16 protein-coding genes and 1 pseudogene are annotated in these 16,486 nt (G+C 62.5%); 14 read left to right on the top strand and 3 right to left on the bottom strand.

Annotation, left to right across the window (positions count from 1 at the left end; all coding sequences use genetic code 11):
• The first annotated feature begins 126 nt into the window (after positions 1-126).
• The 10 genes from HDG32_RS32825 (at position 127) to HDG32_RS32780 (ending at position 10,424) form a co-directional block, all read left to right on the top strand.
• Entirely contained in the window at positions 127-2,304 is a 2,178-nt protein-coding gene (locus HDG32_RS32825) for an FUSC family protein (protein WP_184073697.1), read from the top strand.
• A complete protein-coding gene (locus tag HDG32_RS32820; protein WP_184073696.1) occupies positions 2,301-3,806 on the top strand; it encodes an efflux transporter outer membrane subunit in 1,506 nt (501 codons plus the stop codon). The genes HDG32_RS32825 and HDG32_RS32820 overlap by 4 nt, the downstream gene beginning before the upstream one ends.
• The gene (locus HDG32_RS32815) at positions 3,790-3,990 is read left to right on the top strand and encodes a DUF1656 domain-containing protein (RefSeq protein ID WP_184073695.1); all 201 of its coding nucleotides are present in this window, start codon (positions 3,790-3,792) and stop codon (positions 3,988-3,990) included. Before HDG32_RS32820 ends, HDG32_RS32815 begins: the two co-directional genes overlap by 17 nt.
• Before the next feature lie 64 nt (positions 3,991-4,054).
• Positions 4,055-5,014, top strand: coding sequence for an HlyD family secretion protein (locus HDG32_RS32810; RefSeq protein WP_184073694.1), 960 nt, complete (start codon positions 4,055-4,057; stop codon positions 5,012-5,014).
• Between the two features lie 187 nt (positions 5,015-5,201).
• Positions 5,202-5,639: a PRC-barrel domain-containing protein gene (locus tag HDG32_RS32805; protein ID WP_184073693.1), complete on the top strand. Its 438-nt coding sequence runs from the start codon at positions 5,202-5,204 to the stop codon at positions 5,637-5,639.
• A gap of 290 nt (positions 5,640-5,929) precedes the next feature.
• The gene (locus HDG32_RS32800) at positions 5,930-7,753 is read left to right on the top strand and encodes a PAS domain S-box protein (protein ID WP_184073692.1); all 1,824 of its coding nucleotides are present in this window, start codon (positions 5,930-5,932) and stop codon (positions 7,751-7,753) included.
• Positions 7,743-8,441: a response regulator transcription factor gene (locus HDG32_RS32795; RefSeq protein WP_184073691.1), complete on the top strand. Its 699-nt coding sequence runs from the start codon at positions 7,743-7,745 to the stop codon at positions 8,439-8,441. Before HDG32_RS32800 ends, HDG32_RS32795 begins: the two co-directional genes overlap by 11 nt.
• Before the next feature lie 337 nt (positions 8,442-8,778).
• Positions 8,779-9,735: a helix-turn-helix domain-containing protein gene (locus HDG32_RS32790; RefSeq protein ID WP_184073689.1), complete on the top strand. Its 957-nt coding sequence runs from the start codon at positions 8,779-8,781 to the stop codon at positions 9,733-9,735.
• Positions 9,722-9,913: a hypothetical protein gene (locus HDG32_RS32785; protein ID WP_184073688.1), complete on the top strand. Its 192-nt coding sequence runs from the start codon at positions 9,722-9,724 to the stop codon at positions 9,911-9,913. Before HDG32_RS32790 ends, HDG32_RS32785 begins: the two co-directional genes overlap by 14 nt.
• 97 nt (positions 9,914-10,010) lie before the next feature.
• Entirely contained in the window at positions 10,011-10,424 is a 414-nt protein-coding gene (locus tag HDG32_RS32780; RefSeq protein ID WP_184073686.1) for a DUF3331 domain-containing protein, read from the top strand.
• 191 nt (positions 10,425-10,615) lie between these two features.
• Here HDG32_RS32780 and HDG32_RS32775 read toward each other — a convergent pair.
• A pseudogene (locus tag HDG32_RS32775) lies at positions 10,616-11,428 on the bottom strand (molybdopterin-dependent oxidoreductase); the annotation flags it as partial.
• Between the two features lie 308 nt (positions 11,429-11,736).
• Between HDG32_RS32775 and HDG32_RS32770 the strand changes: the two are divergent.
• Positions 11,737-12,234, top strand: a complete 498-nt coding sequence (locus HDG32_RS32770; RefSeq protein WP_184073684.1) for a hypothetical protein — start codon at positions 11,737-11,739, stop codon at positions 12,232-12,234.
• A gap of 83 nt (positions 12,235-12,317) precedes the next feature.
• Here HDG32_RS32770 and HDG32_RS32765 read toward each other — a convergent pair whose 3' ends face one another.
• Both HDG32_RS32765 and HDG32_RS32760 read right to left on the bottom strand, forming a co-directional pair.
• Positions 12,318-12,593 carry a hypothetical protein gene (locus tag HDG32_RS32765; protein WP_184073682.1) on the bottom strand — a complete coding sequence of 92 codons (276 nt, stop codon included), beginning with the start codon at positions 12,591-12,593 and terminating at the stop codon, positions 12,318-12,320.
• 51 nt (positions 12,594-12,644) lie between these two features.
• Positions 12,645-13,022: a hypothetical protein gene (locus HDG32_RS32760; RefSeq protein ID WP_184073680.1), complete on the bottom strand. Its 378-nt coding sequence runs from the start codon at positions 13,020-13,022 to the stop codon at positions 12,645-12,647.
• A 473-nt stretch (positions 13,023-13,495) separates the two neighbouring features.
• On the opposite strand from HDG32_RS32760, the gene HDG32_RS32755 reads away from it, so the two are divergent.
• The 3 genes from HDG32_RS32755 (at position 13,496) to HDG32_RS32745 (ending at position 16,173) form a co-directional block, all read left to right on the top strand.
• Complete coding sequence (locus HDG32_RS32755; protein ID WP_184073678.1) at positions 13,496-15,001, top strand: winged helix-turn-helix domain-containing protein; 1,506 nt, start codon at positions 13,496-13,498, stop codon at positions 14,999-15,001.
• Between the two features lie 55 nt (positions 15,002-15,056).
• Positions 15,057-15,722 (top strand): response regulator transcription factor, encoded by a 666-nt coding sequence (locus HDG32_RS32750; protein ID WP_260336678.1) that lies wholly within the window; start codon positions 15,057-15,059, stop codon positions 15,720-15,722.
• 76 nt (positions 15,723-15,798) lie between these two features.
• On the top strand, positions 15,799-16,173 hold the full coding sequence (locus HDG32_RS32745) for a response regulator transcription factor (protein ID WP_184073677.1): 375 nt from the start codon (positions 15,799-15,801) through the stop codon (positions 16,171-16,173).
• Positions 16,174-16,486 lie beyond the last annotated feature (313 nt).

Here is a 16,486-nt window from a genome sequence, read left to right as displayed (position 1 = left end):
GCGAATCCGCAAAGCCGGCCATTCCTCCTGTCGCAGACTATACCTAGCAAATAGCGCGGTAATCACGAGGCCAGGGTGCCTGCGTGTCTGCCCACGAGTGCATGACGAGCGACAGACGAGAACCCTATGACCCCGCAAGCAGATGCCAGCAGCGCCGCCCTGCCTCGATGGCGGGAGGAGCTCAAGACCTACTGGATGGACGATGGCCCACGCTTCCGGCATATCGCGAAGGTGGCGATCGCGATGACGCTCGCGATGGGCCTCTGCATGCGCCTCGAACTGCGCACGCCGGCCACGGCGATGGTCTCCTGCGTCATCGTGATGATGCATCAGCAAAGCGGCATGGTGATCGCGCGTGGTTTCTATCGTGGGCTGGGCATGGTGTGCGGCAGCTTCGCAGGGCTATTGCTCATCACGTTTTTTCCTCAGCAGCCGCTGCTATTTCTCGGCGTACTGGCCGTATGGATCGGCGTGTGTGTGTTCGGCGCCTCGTACTACCGCAGTTTCCAGTCGTACGGTTTCGTGCTGACCGGGTACGGCACGGCGATCACGGCGATACCGGTCTGGTCCAATCCCTACGGCGTCTACGACAACGTCGTGTTCACCGTCAGCGAGGTCGTGATCGGCGTGGCATGTGCATGCGTGATCAGTGCGGTGGTGTTCCCACGCTCGGTCGTGCCTGAGCTCTATGCGTCGAGTCGCAAGAATTTCACGGACCTGTTGAATGCGATGCACACGATGCTCGACCGTGCGACGAGCGTCGCTGGTTTCGACACGTTTCTCGTTCTGATTCGCGAGCGAGTCGGCGTCGAAAGTCTGCGCAGCGGGGCGGTGTTCGAGGACCCGTCGATCCGTTTGCACAACCATGTCTATCTCGACCTCGACCGGAGCTTTCTCGACACCGTCACGTGGATTCATGCGCTGCATCAATTGAAGGCAAGGGTCGCCGCCGAAGCCGATCCGCGCGCGCTCGCCGCAGCCGATGAAATGATCGACGGCTTGCTCGCCATTGTGCCGAACGAGGCGCAATCGGGGCTAATCACGACGGAACAGGTCGGGACTTTGTCGCGCCAACTCGGCGCTTTCGAGCGGGATTTGCCCGCGCACCTGGGCCGCCTGCTGCAATCCCTTGCGGATCTCTCGCCGCATCAGCGTCAGTTCGTTGCGACCACAGGTGCCGCGCTGTTCTTTTCGATCGCCGATCTGCGGGTGATGTGCCGAAGCTACGTGGACGCACGCACGGTCGGCCGTCTGCCGTGGCCGCAATCGGTGCTTCAGGCGATCAGCCGCATCGGCCGAACGCGCGCGAGCGCCAACCGCACGTCCGCGACGATTGCTGGCGCGCGCGCGGCGGTGGCCGTGCTCGTGGTCGGTGCGGCGTGGATCGCGTCAGGCTGGGTGGGCGGTGCGACCGCGATCGTCGCGGTGGCGATTACGAGTGCGCTGTTCGCGCTCGCGCCCAATCCCGCGGTCGCGAGCTGGCAGATTTTCGGCGGTTGCCTCGGTGGCTGGCTCGCCGGTTTCGCGCTAAATTTCTTCATTCTGCCGCGTATCGATACGTTCGAATTGCTGGCTGCGTCGATGGCGATCGTCGTGATGGTCGGCAGTTATATGAACACGTTCGCGAAGACGGCGATTCTGGGGCTCGGCTTCAGCCTCTATTTCTGTTTCACTGTCGGCATCACCAATCCGACGGTCTACAACCCGAGCGCGTATCTCGACACCGGCTTTGCGCTGCTGTGCGGTATCGCGGTGGCCGCCGTCGCGTTCTCGGTTCTCGTGCCGCGCGCGGGCGACTGGATCTCGGCGCAGTACATGAAGCAGATTCGTGGACTGATTACGCACGACGCGCGCGAGGCCGACCTCGACGACCTGCTGTACGCATTCGAACTGAGCCTGCGGGATTTCATCCTGCAGATCGCGTCGGCACCGGCCGACGCGCGCGTGAATCGCGATCATCTGATCGGCTGGGCGTTCGCCGCGCTGGAGATCGGCCGTTCGATGATCCAGATGCGTCTCGATACGCACGAACTCGGCGCGGCGTTGCCGACGGGCTGGCCCGCGGAGCAGGACGCCTGGCTGGCGGCGCTCGCCGAGGTGTTCACGGCGGCCACGCCGCAGGCCGCCGAGGGCGCGCTGACAGCGACGCGGCGCGCGCTGGACATGCTGCCGCTCGGCGAAAACATCGCGGTGGACGCAATGACGCTCACGCGCTACCGGATGCGGGCGCTGCTGCATTTCACCGAACTGACGCTGCGTGACGAGACCCTGACGCTGTGGCAAAAGCCGGAGGTGCAGGTATGAAAGCGCCTTGTCTGGCCTTGCCTGTGCGCGCAACCTGTCGGGCGCTTTCCGCCGCGCTCGCCTCTGCGCTGTTGCTCTCGGCCTGCATCACGAGCGGAGGGATTCACACGCACGAATCGATGATCGACCCGACCACGCTCGATCCAGGCGCCGCGCTGCGCGCCACGCAAGCCGACGCGAAATGGCCGGCGGGCGGCTGGTGGCGTCAATGGAACGACCCGCAACTCGACACGCTGGTGCAGGACGCGACTGAGGGCAATCCCGGCTTGCGCGCGGTCGAAGTGCGGATCGATGCGGCGCGTTTCCAGGCGCAGATCGCCGGCGCCGCCGAGTTGCCGCAACTCGATGCAAGCGGCAGCTTCGAGCGCCGGCGCTATGCGCGCTACACGACCCCGGCGCCGCCGGGCGGCGCGACGGTGTGGAGCAACAGCATCCAGGCGGACCTTTCCTATGATCTCGATCTGTGGGGCAAGTCGCGCGCGATTCGCGAAGGCGCGCTGGACAATGTGCACGCGACGGCCGCGGACGCGCGTTTCGCGGAGGTCGAATTGCAGACAGCCGTGGTGCGCAGCTATGTCCAGTTGTCGCTGCAGTATTCACTGCTCGACGTCTACCGTGCCGTGCAAACCGAACAGCAGCGCACCCTCGACATCGCGATGCGCCGCTGGCACGCGGGCGTCGGCAGCGGACTTGAGGTCAGCCAGGCGCAGACGCAACTCGCGATGAGCACGACGCGGGTGCAGCAGGCGCAACAGCAACTTGCGCTCGAGCGCATCAGCATTGCCGGGCTCGCCAGCAAGGGGCCGGGTTACGGCGATTCGCTGCGCCGTCCCAGCCTCGCGCTGAGCGTGCCGGTGACTTTGCCGGCATCGTTGCCGGCCGAGCTGATCGGGCATCGCGCGGACGTGGTGGCGCGGCGCTGGCGCGTGCTCGAAGCGGACAAGGGCATCGACGCGGCGCACGCGGATTTCTATCCCGACATCAACTTGCTGGCGACTGCGTCGCTGGGGTCGGCGGCGACCTTCGGCGGCTTCTTTAACTTTCTCAATAGCGACGGCATGGGCCACGGTGTGGGCGCGGCGATCTCGCTGCCGATCTTCGACGGCGGCCGGCGGCGCGGCAATTACGGCGTCGCGGTGGCCTCCCGCGATGCCGCCGTGGACGCGTACAACCAGAGCATCGTGAACGCGATGCAGGGCGTCGCGGCGCAGGTGGTGTCGTTGCGCTCGCTCGAGCAGCAGCAGGCATCGGTTGAGAACACGCTGGATTCGGCGCGCAAATCTTTCCAGCTTGCTGACACCGGTTATCGCAGCGGCATCACCGAATTCCTGAACGTGCTGGCGGCGCAGAACGAACAGTTGCAACAGGAAGAAAGCCTCGCGGCGATTCAGGCCAAACGGCTCGATGCATGGGCGCTGCTGATGAAGGATCTGGGCGGCGGCTACGTGTCGACGCCGCCCGATCATGCAGCGCAGGGAGTGGCCAATGCCGGGGGAAATTGACCTCTTTTCATTGCTCGTGCCCGGCCTGCTGCCGATTCTCGCGGGCTGCGTGCTGTTTTTTGTCGTCCTCGATCTCGTGCTGGCGAGGCTCGGCTTCTATCGCTTGACGTGGCACCCGAGCCTGTTCCGGGCCGCGATGTTCGCTGCGCTGTTCAGCGGCGCGTCGCTGCTGTTGTGGCGATGAACCCCGACGGACATCCATTCCCATGAATCCACTGACTGCTCACGCTCACGCCAAGGTCACCAAGATGAAAACGCAATCCATCCTGCGCGCAGGTTTCACGCTCACGCTTCTCGTGGTGGCGATCGTGCTGGTTCGCATGCTGTGGCTCGACTATATGTTTGCGCCGTGGACGCGCGACGGGCGCGTGCGCGCACAGGTCGTGCAGGTCGCCACCGACGTGTCGGGGCTGGTGAGCGAAGTGCGGGTCAAGGACAACCAGCTGGTGCGTAAAGGCGACATTCTGTTCCTGCTCGACCCGGCGCGCTTTCACTACGCGGTCGCGCAGGCCGACGCCGATCTGCTGCGTGCTCAGGCGCAAATGGCTCAGGCCAGGGCGCGGATGGCGGCGAGCGAATCCAGCTTCGCCATGAAGCGCGCTGAGGCAGCGCGTCGCGCCAACCTCGCGGGCGACGTGATCTCGGACGAAACTCGGCTGGATTCGGCCTCGGTCGCCAAACAGTCCGCATCCGACTACTCCGCCGACGTTGCGGCCTACGGCGCCGCAGAAGCCGCCGTCAAAGCGGCTGTGGTGGCGCAGCAGACGGCCGTGCTGAATCTCACGCGCAGCGAAGTGCGGGCACCGTCCGACGGTTTCATCACCAACCTGAACCTGTATCCCGGCGATTTCGCCACGGCCGGCACCGCACGCATGGCGCTGATCGACTCGCATTCGTTCTGGGTTTACGGCTATTTTGAAGAGACGAAGCTGCCGCACGTGCATGTCGGCGACCACGCGGTAGTGCGCTTGATGTCGGGCGGCAAGGACATTCAGGGGCACGTCGACAGTCTGGCAAGCGGGATTGCCGACCGCGACAACCCGACCAGCAACGGCGATCTGCTGGCGGACGTCAATCCGATCTTCACGTGGGTGCGGCTCGCCCAGCGCGTGCCGGTGCGCATTCACCTCGACGAGATTCCCGCCGGCGTCAAGCTCGCGATGGGCATGACCTGCACGGTCACGCTGCGGCCGCAGGGTGCCCACTGAGCCGGGCGCGGCGCCGGATCGCAGTGCGTACGCAAAAGGTATGCACGCCATCGTGCGAATTCGAAAACATGTCGAGCGAAACGGGTTGAGAATATCGGTCAGCAAGCGCGGCAAGCAGCACGTTAGAAGCAGTCACCGCATTGCGATCAGCCGTTTTCAATCAACGCATCTCATGGGGAAAAACATCATGAAAGCAAAGTGGGCACTGGTATTCCTGGCGGCGTCGGCGTTCGGCACGGTGTGCCAGCAGGCAAACGCGCAGATCGCGGGCGCGCAGCCGATCGGCATCAGCGTCGAGCAGGCGCAACTCGTGATCGAAGGCTGGAGCGTCAAGAAGAGCCTGCTCGGCAACAGCATCTATAACGACAGCGGCGAGAAGGTCGGCGTGCTGCACGACATCATCATTGCGCCGGATGACGCTGTTTCGTTCGGGATCGTGGCGGCTCACCAGTTCCTCGGCGTGTCGCAGCACGACGTGGCGATTCCGATGTCGCAACTGGACTATGTGAACGGCAAGCTCGTCTGGGCCGGCGCGACGCGCGACGTGGTCAAGGCGTTGCCCGTATTCCAGTACGCAAAGGTCCGCGCGGTTCCGATCGCCCGTAAGGATTTCGGCCACCATTGATAGATGGGCTTTTCGCGGCGGCGCGGGGCCGCCGCCGATATGATTTTGGAAGGTTTAAGGAAAAATAAGTACCGCCATTGACGCGGGCTCGCGCATGATGCTATTCAGATAGCAAGCTATCGCTCGCCGGTAGGGCTGAATGTCATCTGCTTTGACAGCCGCTTTGGCTGTCATCGTGACGGACCGGCCGCCGGTATTCGTCAACGAATGCCCGCTTCGAACGCCATGTCCACGCTCCCGTTATTTGCTACGCTCCGCTGCCGTCTGGCGGCCCATTGACCCGGGCCGTCATGAAAGCCTATCGCCGAGCCTTCCCAACGCTGCCACGCGAGGCGAATGTCGTGTCGATGCTGGCCGCCGTCATCGCGCTCGTCGTCTTTGCGATCGACGCGCTGACGCCGCTCGATATCGCGGTTGCCGTCTTCTACGTCGTGGTCGTGCTGATGGTTGCCTCGAGTGGCAACCGTTCGACCACGGTCACGGCCGCGTGGGGCTGCGTCGTGCTGACATTGCTTGGCTTCGTGATGTCGCACGACGATGCGTATTCGAGCGGCGCGGTCGCGCGCTGCGCGGTGAGCCTGCTGGCAATCGCCGCCACCTCGATGCTCGCCTTGCGAAACCTGACTGCGACCACGACCTTGCAGGAGCAGGTCGAACTGCTCAATCTCGCCCACGACGCGATCGTCGTGCATGACATGAACGATCGCATCACCTTCTGGAACCGTGGCGCCGAGGCGCTCTATGGCTGGACCGCGCAACAGGCGCTCGGGCAGTCGCTGCAGGAAATGACGCAGACGTCCTTTCCGGTTCCGTCCGAACAGATCCGCGCCGAACTGCTGCGCTCTGACCGTTGGCATGGCGAGCTGCGGCGCGTACGGCGTGACGGCAGCGTTGTCGTGATTTCGAGCCGGGCCGCGTTGTGGCGCGACTCAAAGGGCAATCCACGTGCCGTACTTGCGACCAACGACGACATCACCGGCCGCAAGCACGCGGAGCAGGCGCTCGAGCGCAGCGAAGCCTTCCTGCGCGACGCGCAGCGGCTGAGCGCCACCGGCAGTATCGCGGTGCGCTTTCCAGATGGCGAGATGTGGTGGTCCGATGAGGCTTATCGCATTTTCGACTACGCACGCGACACCGTGCCGTCGCCAGAGGTGATTTTTGCGCGCACACATCCCGACGATCTCGCGCTCGTGCGTGGCGTATTCGAACAGGCTGCTGCCGGCGAATCGCTAGTCGACATCGAGCATCGGCTCGTCATGCCCGACGGCAAGACCAAGTACGTGCACTTCGTCGCCCGTCCCGCCACGACGGAGTCCGGCCACACTGAGTACGTCGGCGCGCTGATGGACATCACCAAGACCAAGCGGGCCCAGGAAGCGCTGGCGCGTTCCAACGACGAACTCGCCCACGTCACGCGGATCACCATGCTCGGCGAACTGGCTGCTTCGATCGCACATGAGGTGACGCAGCCGATCGCGGCGATCGTCACGTGCGGCGGCGCGGCGTTGCGTTGGCTGAACCGCCCCGCGCCGGAAATCAATGAGGCGGTACAGTCGGTCGCACAGATGATTCGCGACGCCAAACGCGGGGACGAGGTGATTCAGCGAATCCGTTCGATGGCGAGAAAGCACGAACGTCTGCCGGCGACAGTGGACCTGAACGGCATCGTCGGCGAGTCGATCGCACTGGTGCGCCGCGATCTCGAGCGTCATCGCGTCGAGTTGCGGCCTGACCTCGCGCTGCCGTCGCTCACGGTATGGTGCGATCGGGTGCAACTGCAGCAAGTCCTGATCAACCTGATCATGAATAGCGTGCAGGCCATGGCGGAGGTCGCCGGGCCACGCACGCTGCGGATCGCCACGCGCAGTTTCGACGAAAGGCAGGCACAGGTGATCGTGCAGGACTCGGGCACGGGCATCAGCGAAGAAGACGCAGGACGTCTGTTCAGTACGTTCTTTACGACCAAGGCCGACGGCATGGGCATGGGCTTGTCGATCTGCCGCTCGATAGTCGAAGCGCATGGCGGCCGCATCTGGGCGGAGTCGCCGGCAACGGGTGGCGCGGTGCTTCAGTTCGTTCTGCCCATTGATGGAGGGAGTTGTCATGAGCAGTAATTCGCACAGCGAGGCAAACGCCGACGCCGGCAGCAATGCGAGCGCCGCGATGGTGTATGTCGTGGACGACGACGAGTCGATGCGCGACGCCGTCAGCAACCTGTTACGCTCGGTGGGCCTGAGCGTCGAAACCTTCGGTTCCGCGCAGGAATTTCTTGCGTTCGACGTGCCAGACGTGCCGAGCTGTCTGATCCTCGATGTGCGCCTCAAAGGACAAAGCGGGCTCGCCGTGCAGGAGCAGATGTCCGCGAGTCAGTTGGGTATGCCAATCGTTTTCATGACCGCGCATGGCGATATTGCGATGACGGTCAAGGCGATGAAGGCCGGCGCGAAAGACTTTCTCGCCAAGCCGTTTCGCGATCAGGACATGCTGGACGCCGTCGCGCACGCATTGGCGAGCGACGAGAAGCGACTTGCGACAAGCCGTTCGGTGGCGGATCTACGTCGTTGCTATGACTCGTTGACGACGCGTGAACGTGAGGTCATGGCTTTTGTCGCCACCGGTCTGATGAACAAGCAGATCGCGGGCGAAATGAACCTGAGTGAAATCACGGTGAAGATTCATCGCGGCCAGGCGATGCGCAAAATGGGCGCGCGCTCGCTTGCCGATTTTGTGCTGAAGGCGGAAGCGCTCGGCATCAAGGCGCCACAAGTCACGACGACGCCGGCGCGCAGTTCGCGTGCCTGATCGCGTTGGGTCGTGTGTGAAATCGCTGCATAAGCGCAGCCTCCTCAGCCCTGACGTCATACGCAGGTATCGGTAATTCACCGTTTCTGTTCAAGGAACACAGCAGCTCTCCAATCATTCCGACACGCGCCGGGGCATACCCCCGCCCGGCGCGGCGCAGCGTCGGCTGCACGCTTCGGGATACGACTAAACCTGGATATGAGACGACCCAACCATTGGTCATTTCAGGCAACCGTATGTAGGGCTAGTTGGACGCATTGCCGTGCGATACCTTGGAGTCAATGCAGCGCCGCTCTTAACCCGCACTGATTCACCACTTAACCCGGATGACCAGATCATGATCAGCCCGTCGACGTTATATGCCGAACCCGCAGTGGGTGTTGTCCAGAAGAGTCGGGTGAGCCGGATCGGCACGGAGCATCAATGGCGTTTTCCCTGTGCCGAAGATGGCGAGACGCGCGAACGCGGCGATATCCTCGTGTCGCGCTGGACTCGCAACGACACGCAGCCGCTGGAGGTCGTCAATCCTGGCAGCACTGCGCATCATTGCATCGCGATGAATCTCAAGTGCACGTCCCTGACGTTCTCCCATGCTGGCCGTACGCTCGTGCGCGGCAGGATGACGGCGGGTGCCGTGCAGATCACCGCGCCGAACGTGGCGTGCAGTGCCGTGTTCGAGTCGGCGGGCGATGTGTTGCACCTGTTTGTTTCGCAGCAGGTGCTCGGCGAATGCTTCGAAGATATGTTCGGCCGCCCGCACGCGGGCGATATCCGGATCGACAATCCCAAACTCGTGCGTGACCCCGCGCTCGAACGTCTTGGCCAGGCGCTTGCCGTCACGCAGTCGGACGACGCCGCGCTCGGCAAGGTTTTCACCGACAGCGTGAGTCTCGCGATCGTGTCGCGCGTGATCGCACGGCATTTCACCGTGGTCGATCGGCAGACCCGCGAGGCGAGCGCGTTGCCGTCATGGCGCCTCAGCCGTGCGATTGAGTTTGTCGACGCGCACCTGTCCGAATCGATCGGACTCGCGGATATCGCCAACAGCACAGGGCTCACGCGGATGCATTTCGCGTCGCAGTTCCGTCGTGCGACTGGCATGCGTCCGCATGAATATCTGCTGCGTCGCCGGATCGAACATGCGCAACACCTTTTGCGCGAGTCGAAGCATAACGTGCTCGACGTTGCGTTGAGCTGCGGCTTCCGTTCACAGGCTCACTTTACGACGGTGTTCAAGCGCCTGGTCGGCGAGACGCCGCATTGCTGGAGGATGAAGACGAATGTCGATCGTTAAACAGATTCACGCGTTTCTCGAAGTGAGCGAAAGCTTTCTCCGGCAGACCGGAGCCGGGGTGATGAGCGATGGATGGTCGCCGCTCGATGGATTGGGTGTGGTGGGCAATACGGAAAACAACGGCAATGGCAATCAGAGCGGCAATGCCATGCCGGCGTACAGACAGGACGGTGCATGAGCGCAATCGAATGCGCGGATAGAGGCAAACGGTGCTGACCATTTCTGGCGGGACCGTCTCGATGATCAACGGGTTTTACTAATACAGGAGTGCCATCATGCTGACGAAGGCGAGTTTTACCGATCCGTGGCTGCAGACCCTTGGGTTGTTATCGATTTTGTCCGGCGATGTCGATGCGGGTGCAGTCGATGTGGCCGCTGTTGCGGCGCGTGGTGGGTGCAAAGGCGCGCATTTGCCTGTCATGGGTGAACGGTTCGATGTTCAGGTGCATGTTATCGACCGGCCTACGCAGTCGACTGCCACTGTAGTGTGGAGGGATCCGACGCAGTGCTCGTATGGCGATCAGGTTTGGCACGCGACCCGGGCGCGTGTGGCTGGGGTTTGTGCTATGAGTGGGAGGGCCATTCGGGCTGGTGATGCTATTTATAGGCCCAGGCCTTGCAGGCCGGCGCCGCTTAATGCTGGAGCTATGATTTTGCGGTGTGTTGTTAATGAGGCGGTTTCGGTTTGATGTTTTTGCCGTGGGCTTTGGGTTGGTTTGGTGTTGTTGGCTTTTCTTGAATTCTTGGTGGTCTATTAGCTGTATTAGCGTTGCCCCTGTGCGGGCACTTACTTTCTTTGCCGCGGCAAAGAAAGCCGCTTGAACCGCCGGTGCTATGAGTGATCAGCGGCGCGTTATCCGCAGTGGCCCCGGGGCATCCGCGTGAAGCCCAGCGTCGCCATTTCCACCGGATTCTGCGGCGAAGCAAAGCGTTCCAGCGCGCGTTCGCGAAACGGGTTGAACGACACGATCTTCGCGCCGCGCCGTGAAGCGCTATGCAGATCGCTCATCATGCGCGGGCTGTTGGTCCCAGGATTCTGGCCGAAGATGAAAATCGCGTCGGCTTTCTCGAAATCATCGAGAAGCACTGTGCCTTTGCCCACGCCGATCGATTCGGGCAGGCCAACGCTGGTCGCTTCATGGCACATGTTCGAGCAATCGGGAAAGTTGTTTGAGCCGAACTCGCGCACGAAGATCTGGTAGAGAAACGCGGCTTCGTTGGAGGCGCGCCCCGACGCATAGAAGTCGGCCTGATTCGGGCTGTCGAGACCCTTCAAATGCTTCGCGACGAGTGCGAAGGCGTCGTCCCATTCGATCGGCAGATATCGGTTGGTGGCTTTGTCGTAAGCCATCGGGTGAGTCAGGCGGCCGGCCATTTCGAGGTCGTAGTCGTCCCAGGCAGTCAGCTCCGAGACACTATGCGCGGCAAAGAAATCAGGCGTGCAGCGAAAGGCGGTTGCCTCCCAGGCCACGGCTTTGGCGCCGTTCTCGCAGAACTCGAATGAGGACGTGTGCTTCGCATCCGGCCACGCGCAGCCGGGACAGTCGAAGCCTTCGGGCTGGTTCATCCGCAGCAACGTCTTCGCGCCCGACACGGCCACGCCTTGCAGCGCGAGCGCCTCGCCGGTTGCCTTCAGCGCACCCCAGCCGCCCGCAGGCTCGCTATAGATGCGTATCGCTTTTCCTTTGGCCATGACCGTATCCTGGTGTTTCGTTGAGGAACATACGGTCGAAGGATGGGCTGGCGTCGCGCACGGCACTTGTTCAAATGCCCGTCCGTTTCAGATTCGCACGCCCGATGCGGCGCGCGTCAGGCACACGGTCACGGCGTACCGGCAGCGCAGTGCATTTTCTAAACGTCACAGGCGTTCTGAAAAGATTGGCGCGCCACGTCGGCCAATAATGGTTTCCACCCGGCGAGGCCGCGTGATCTCGACGCAGCGAAGCCGCATTCCTCGCGTCTCACCGCGCGCAGACCGCTGAGCACCACCGGAGCATCCCCATGCGATATCTGGACGAGTCACACCGCGACATGAACAGCAGCAATTCTGGCTTTATGTCGGCCACCGAGCGCGCCGACGCAGCGGACTGGCGCGTGCATGCAGCGCTGCAGGATGTGTCAGAAAGGGCAACTGAACCGGCTGCGCCGGCCGTGCTCGGACGCTGGACGCGCCGGATCGTCGTTGCGACCGCGGTCTGGTCGGTGTTCGAGTTGCCGTTCGAAATGTGGGTCAGCATATCCACGCGTGACGCGGTGGCCTGCGTCACGGCCAAGGTATTGTGGGTCGCGCTGGTCGGCTTCGTGCTCGTCGGCAGCCGGGTGGCGCGGATTGCCTACGCATTTCTTTGTACGATCGGTCTGATGGCGGTGGCCTTTGGATTGCCGGCCGAGTATCGGGTGTTCCCGCTGGGATTCGTGCTGTCTTCGGTGGAATGCGTATTGAAAGCGACTGCCTTTGTTTGCCTCGTGTCGGCAGGTGTCTATCCCGACGAGGAATGAGCCGGAAGGCGCCGCTGCGGCGGCGCCGTTCATTGCCTGTCTGAGAGAGGGCGTCTTCCTTCCCGTGTTTTTTTGCGAGCGGCTCAGGCCGCTCTTGTTCTGTCCAGCGCCAACAGCGCGCGCGCCATCGCATAGGCGCTGTGGACCGCGGCCTCGAACGCGCGCTCGTCGGCAAGGCGCCTTCCGTCGACGGCGACGACCCAGCGTGCGCCATCGTGTTCGCAGACGAGCCGCCGGTCGGCCATCAGATCCGCATACCAGCGCCAGATTTTCGGGTCCGCGATAGCGGCGGTCGGCGTGGCTCTCGTTGCTGTATTGAGTCGCGTGAGCATGGCTGGTTGCTGCGATGGGGCGATCATGGGATACCTCCGACGATTCGTGTGAGATCGATTGAGCAATGAAAAGACGCGTTACGTCCAGTTCTTCCAGTTGTCGATCTTCCGGTAATAGCCGTGCGCGCCGCTTTCCCGTTGCGATGTGTCTGCCTTGATCGCCCGACCGCGCAGATACTCGCTGATGCGTCGATTGGGCCGCGACGGCTGCGCGGTCTGCTGCGGCTGTTGCCGCTGCGGCCGCGGTGCCAGCGAGGACGAGGCGGCCACATTGCCTGCTTTGATCGCAAACCGTTCGAGCGGCAACTGCGTGTCGCGCTCCGTCTGGTCGAGCGCGCGCATGATGCCGAGCGTGGGCGGCGGGCTTGCGCCCCCCCAGGCTGCGAGCGCGACACAGACGGTAGCGGCCGCGTAGCCGCAAGCGGGACGAAACCATGTGGCTTTCACGGCGAGCATGATGTGTTCTCCGGGCGCCGACCGCGACGGGCTGCGCAATTGAATCGATGGGCGAGGCGTTGATGGACCCAGTATCGTGGTCCGGCCCGTCCCGATCTTTCACGGCTGCACGATGGCTTGCCGATTCGCACGCAGCAGGCGAGTTCGGCACGAGACTGCGCGAACGGCCCGGACCGCCGCCCTGATTGCGTTCAGCCGGACGCATGACGGGGTCATACCTTGGTCTGATGCCAGGACGGCGGCGAGCCGCTTCGAACGCGCTGGAAGCCGCCACCAGCAGGGCCGGGGCCGGTGTCGGCGGCGCTGGGGGGCGATGGCGGCGGCGCTCATCGTATCCCTATGGATAATAGTTTCGGATGACTTTCCCAATTAGTATGGTTCTAACGACGCAAGCCACGCATAGGCTTCGTCGCTGCAATGGGTCCATCGCCGGAACGTGCCCGTCCCGCTAATCAACCACGCGTGAGAGCAGCATGATCAAGATCGGTCGAGTCGTAGTGTCGCTGGAAATGCGCGAAGTGTACCAGGAGGACCGGCTGCTTCAGGTCGGCTCGCGCGCATTCGATATTCTCGAACTGCTGATCCGCGCGGCGGGAAAGACGGTCACGAAAGACGAGATTCTTCAGCACGTCTGGCCGAACTCGGTGGTGGAGGAAAACAATATCCACGTGCAGCTATCGGCGCTGCGGAAGATCTTCGGCGCCGATAGGCAGGTCATTCGCACGTTCTCCGGCCGCGGCTACCGCCTGACGATTCCGGTCGAAGCGGCCGAGCCGGCTGATCCTTGTGGCGCGGCAGCAGCGCCTCATGCAAGCCTTGTGCGGCCAAGCGGTTTGCCGGTTTGCCACACGCCGTTGATCGGCCGTGGAGAGGCGGTTGCCGACGCCACCCGCGCACTAAAGCGAACGCCGATCGTCACCTTGCTTGGATCGGGTGGCATCGGCAAGACGCAACTCGGCATTGCAGTGGCGAGGTCGATTGCGGCTGCATCGGAGCGGGAAGTGTGCTTTATCACGCTGGCCTCGGTGAACAGCGCGCAGAGTGTCGTCAATACGGTTGCGGAAGCACTGGGCGTGCCGCATACCGGCGGCGACGTGCCGCTGCAGGCGCTGGTCGATGCGATCCGCGGGCGGAAGCTGCTGGTGCTGCTGGACAACTGCGAGCATGTGATCGAGTCGGCGGCCACCATTTGCGAACTGCTCGTGCAGGCCAGCGCGGATCTGAGGATTCTGGCGACGAGCCGCGAGCCGCTGCGTACACGCGACGAGAAGTTCTACTGGGTCGCACCGCTCGAAACGCCCGGCGAAGGCGCAAGTCCGCAAGCGATACTCGCCTGCAGTTCGGTGCGCATGTTCCTTGCACAGATGAACGCGCTCAACTCGTCGGTCGAGAACGACCGCAGTAGTCTCGAGATGGTCGCGACGATCTGCCGCCGGCTGGACGGCGTGCCGCTCGCGCTCGAACTGGCGGCGTCTCGTGCGGCCGTGTTCGGCATTCGAAAGCTGCTCGCCGAACTCGACGACCGCTTCCAGTCCCTGACCGGCGGCCGCCGGACAGCGCCGCCGCGGCAGCAGACTCTCGAGGCCGCGCTCGACTGGAGTTACCAGCTTTTGAGCGCAACGGAGCGCGTGGTGCTGCACCGGCTCAGCGTGTTCCCGGCTCGGTTTTCACTCGAAGCCGCGTGTGCTGTCGCCGCGTGCGGACGCCTGACGCACAACGACGTGACGGAGGCGATCGTCGGCCTCGCTTCGAAGTGTTTTCTGATGACGACCTTCGATAGCAAGACCAAGGAATACTTCCTGCTGGAGACGACGCGGGAATACGCATTGCTCAAGCTGTACGAATCGGATGAAGCAGACGAAGTGCTGACGAGAAAAGCGACCTGTCTGGCGCCCGCTGACGAGCAGCCTTATGGACGCATTTTCGGCGCACCGGCGTCTAGCGGCAGGCTCGCGATGGTAGCCGTCGCATCGCGATGAAAATGGTGTTGTCCGCGGACTGGACAGGTGCGTTCGGCGTTGGGTCTCAGGTACCATGACGGCACTCAAAACCCAATTTATTCTGGAATCTGGAATGCCTGTTTCTGCGGAACTCGAACCGTTGGTGTATGTGATTGACGACGAAGAAATGGTGCGCAATGCGCTGATTCGGCTGTTGCGATCAGCGGGTTTCGGCGCCCGAAGTTTTGCGTCGCCCGCAGAGGTGTTGTCGCAGGAATGGCCGAGTGTGCCGATGTGCATCCTGCTCGACATGAACCTGAAAACGACGAGTGGCTTCGATGTGCAAAGCCAGCTCGCGCAAAAGGGCATCCAGGTGCCCGTTATTTTCCTGACCGGCTACGGCTCGATTCCGATGTCGGTGCGTGCGATCAAGGCAGGTGCGCATGAATTCCTGACCAAACCGATCGACGATGAAGAACTGATCGAGGCGGTCCGGCGAGCGCTGGCCCAAGACGAGACCAACCTCGCCGAGCGTGCGTTCAACGCAGACGTCATACAGCGTGCCGCCTCGCTTACGCCCCGCGAGATGGACGTGTTCGAACTGGCGGTGAAAGGCATGATGATCAAGCAGATGGCGCATGAACTCGGCACGCAGGAGGTCACGGTCAAGGTTCACAAGCGGCGGGTGATGAGCAAGATGCAGGCGAAGACGCTCATCGATCTCGCCCAGATGTGGGAAGTGATACGCCGGACGCGATGAGCATCCTGATGCAGTAAATATCGCGCCGGATATTTTTCTCTGCTACTACGTCGGCGCAACTGGAGTATTGGCAGCTATGAGCTTTGTTTGCATCGTCGACGATGATGCCTCGGTACGAAGTGGCGTCGGAAACCTTCTTAAAGCAGTGGGTTACGCGACTGTGACATTTTCATCGGGAGAGGAATTCCTCGCCTCCCCGATGGTCGACGATGCTTTGTGTGTTTTGCTCGACATTAGAATGCAAGGCATGCAGGGTCTCGAAGTGCAGCGGCAACTGAACGCGGAACACCGGCGTATCCCTGTCGTGTTCATGTCCGCACATGGCGACGACGAGACGGTGCGGCGGGCGATGGAGCACGGCGCGGTCAGTTTCCTGCGCAAACCTTTTGAGGAAGAAGTTCTGCTCGATTCCATCGAGCTTGCTATTGGGCGCAAGAGCGGGGCGCACTGAGCCCGAAGCCGCTACAGTTCATTTAACCATCCTGTGTAGTAAGTCTTGAAATTAGATACGTCTCAAAGGCACCTTCGCAGATTTATATAATTTCAAAGCTAAAAGGGGTTTTCTGATCTGCTGCTCCCATACCCCACCACCGTGGCCGTACCGTCCGCCAGCTTACGGCACGGCATGCCGTTGGGTAGCGCTCTACTAGCCGCGGTAACTGTGGTTACTATTGAGACTTCCATAATTCATGACATCACCACAGCGTAGCCTGCATCCAGCAAGCGGCAATGATCGAAGGCCGCTTTTGAGCGCTCTTGAGCTT

Source organism: Paraburkholderia sp. CI2, assembly GCF_014201055.1.
Classification (GTDB): Bacteria; Pseudomonadota; Gammaproteobacteria; order Burkholderiales; family Burkholderiaceae; genus Paraburkholderia; species Paraburkholderia tuberum.
Note: the sequence above shows the minus strand (reverse complement) of the source record. Positions and strands in the feature narration are given on the sequence as shown.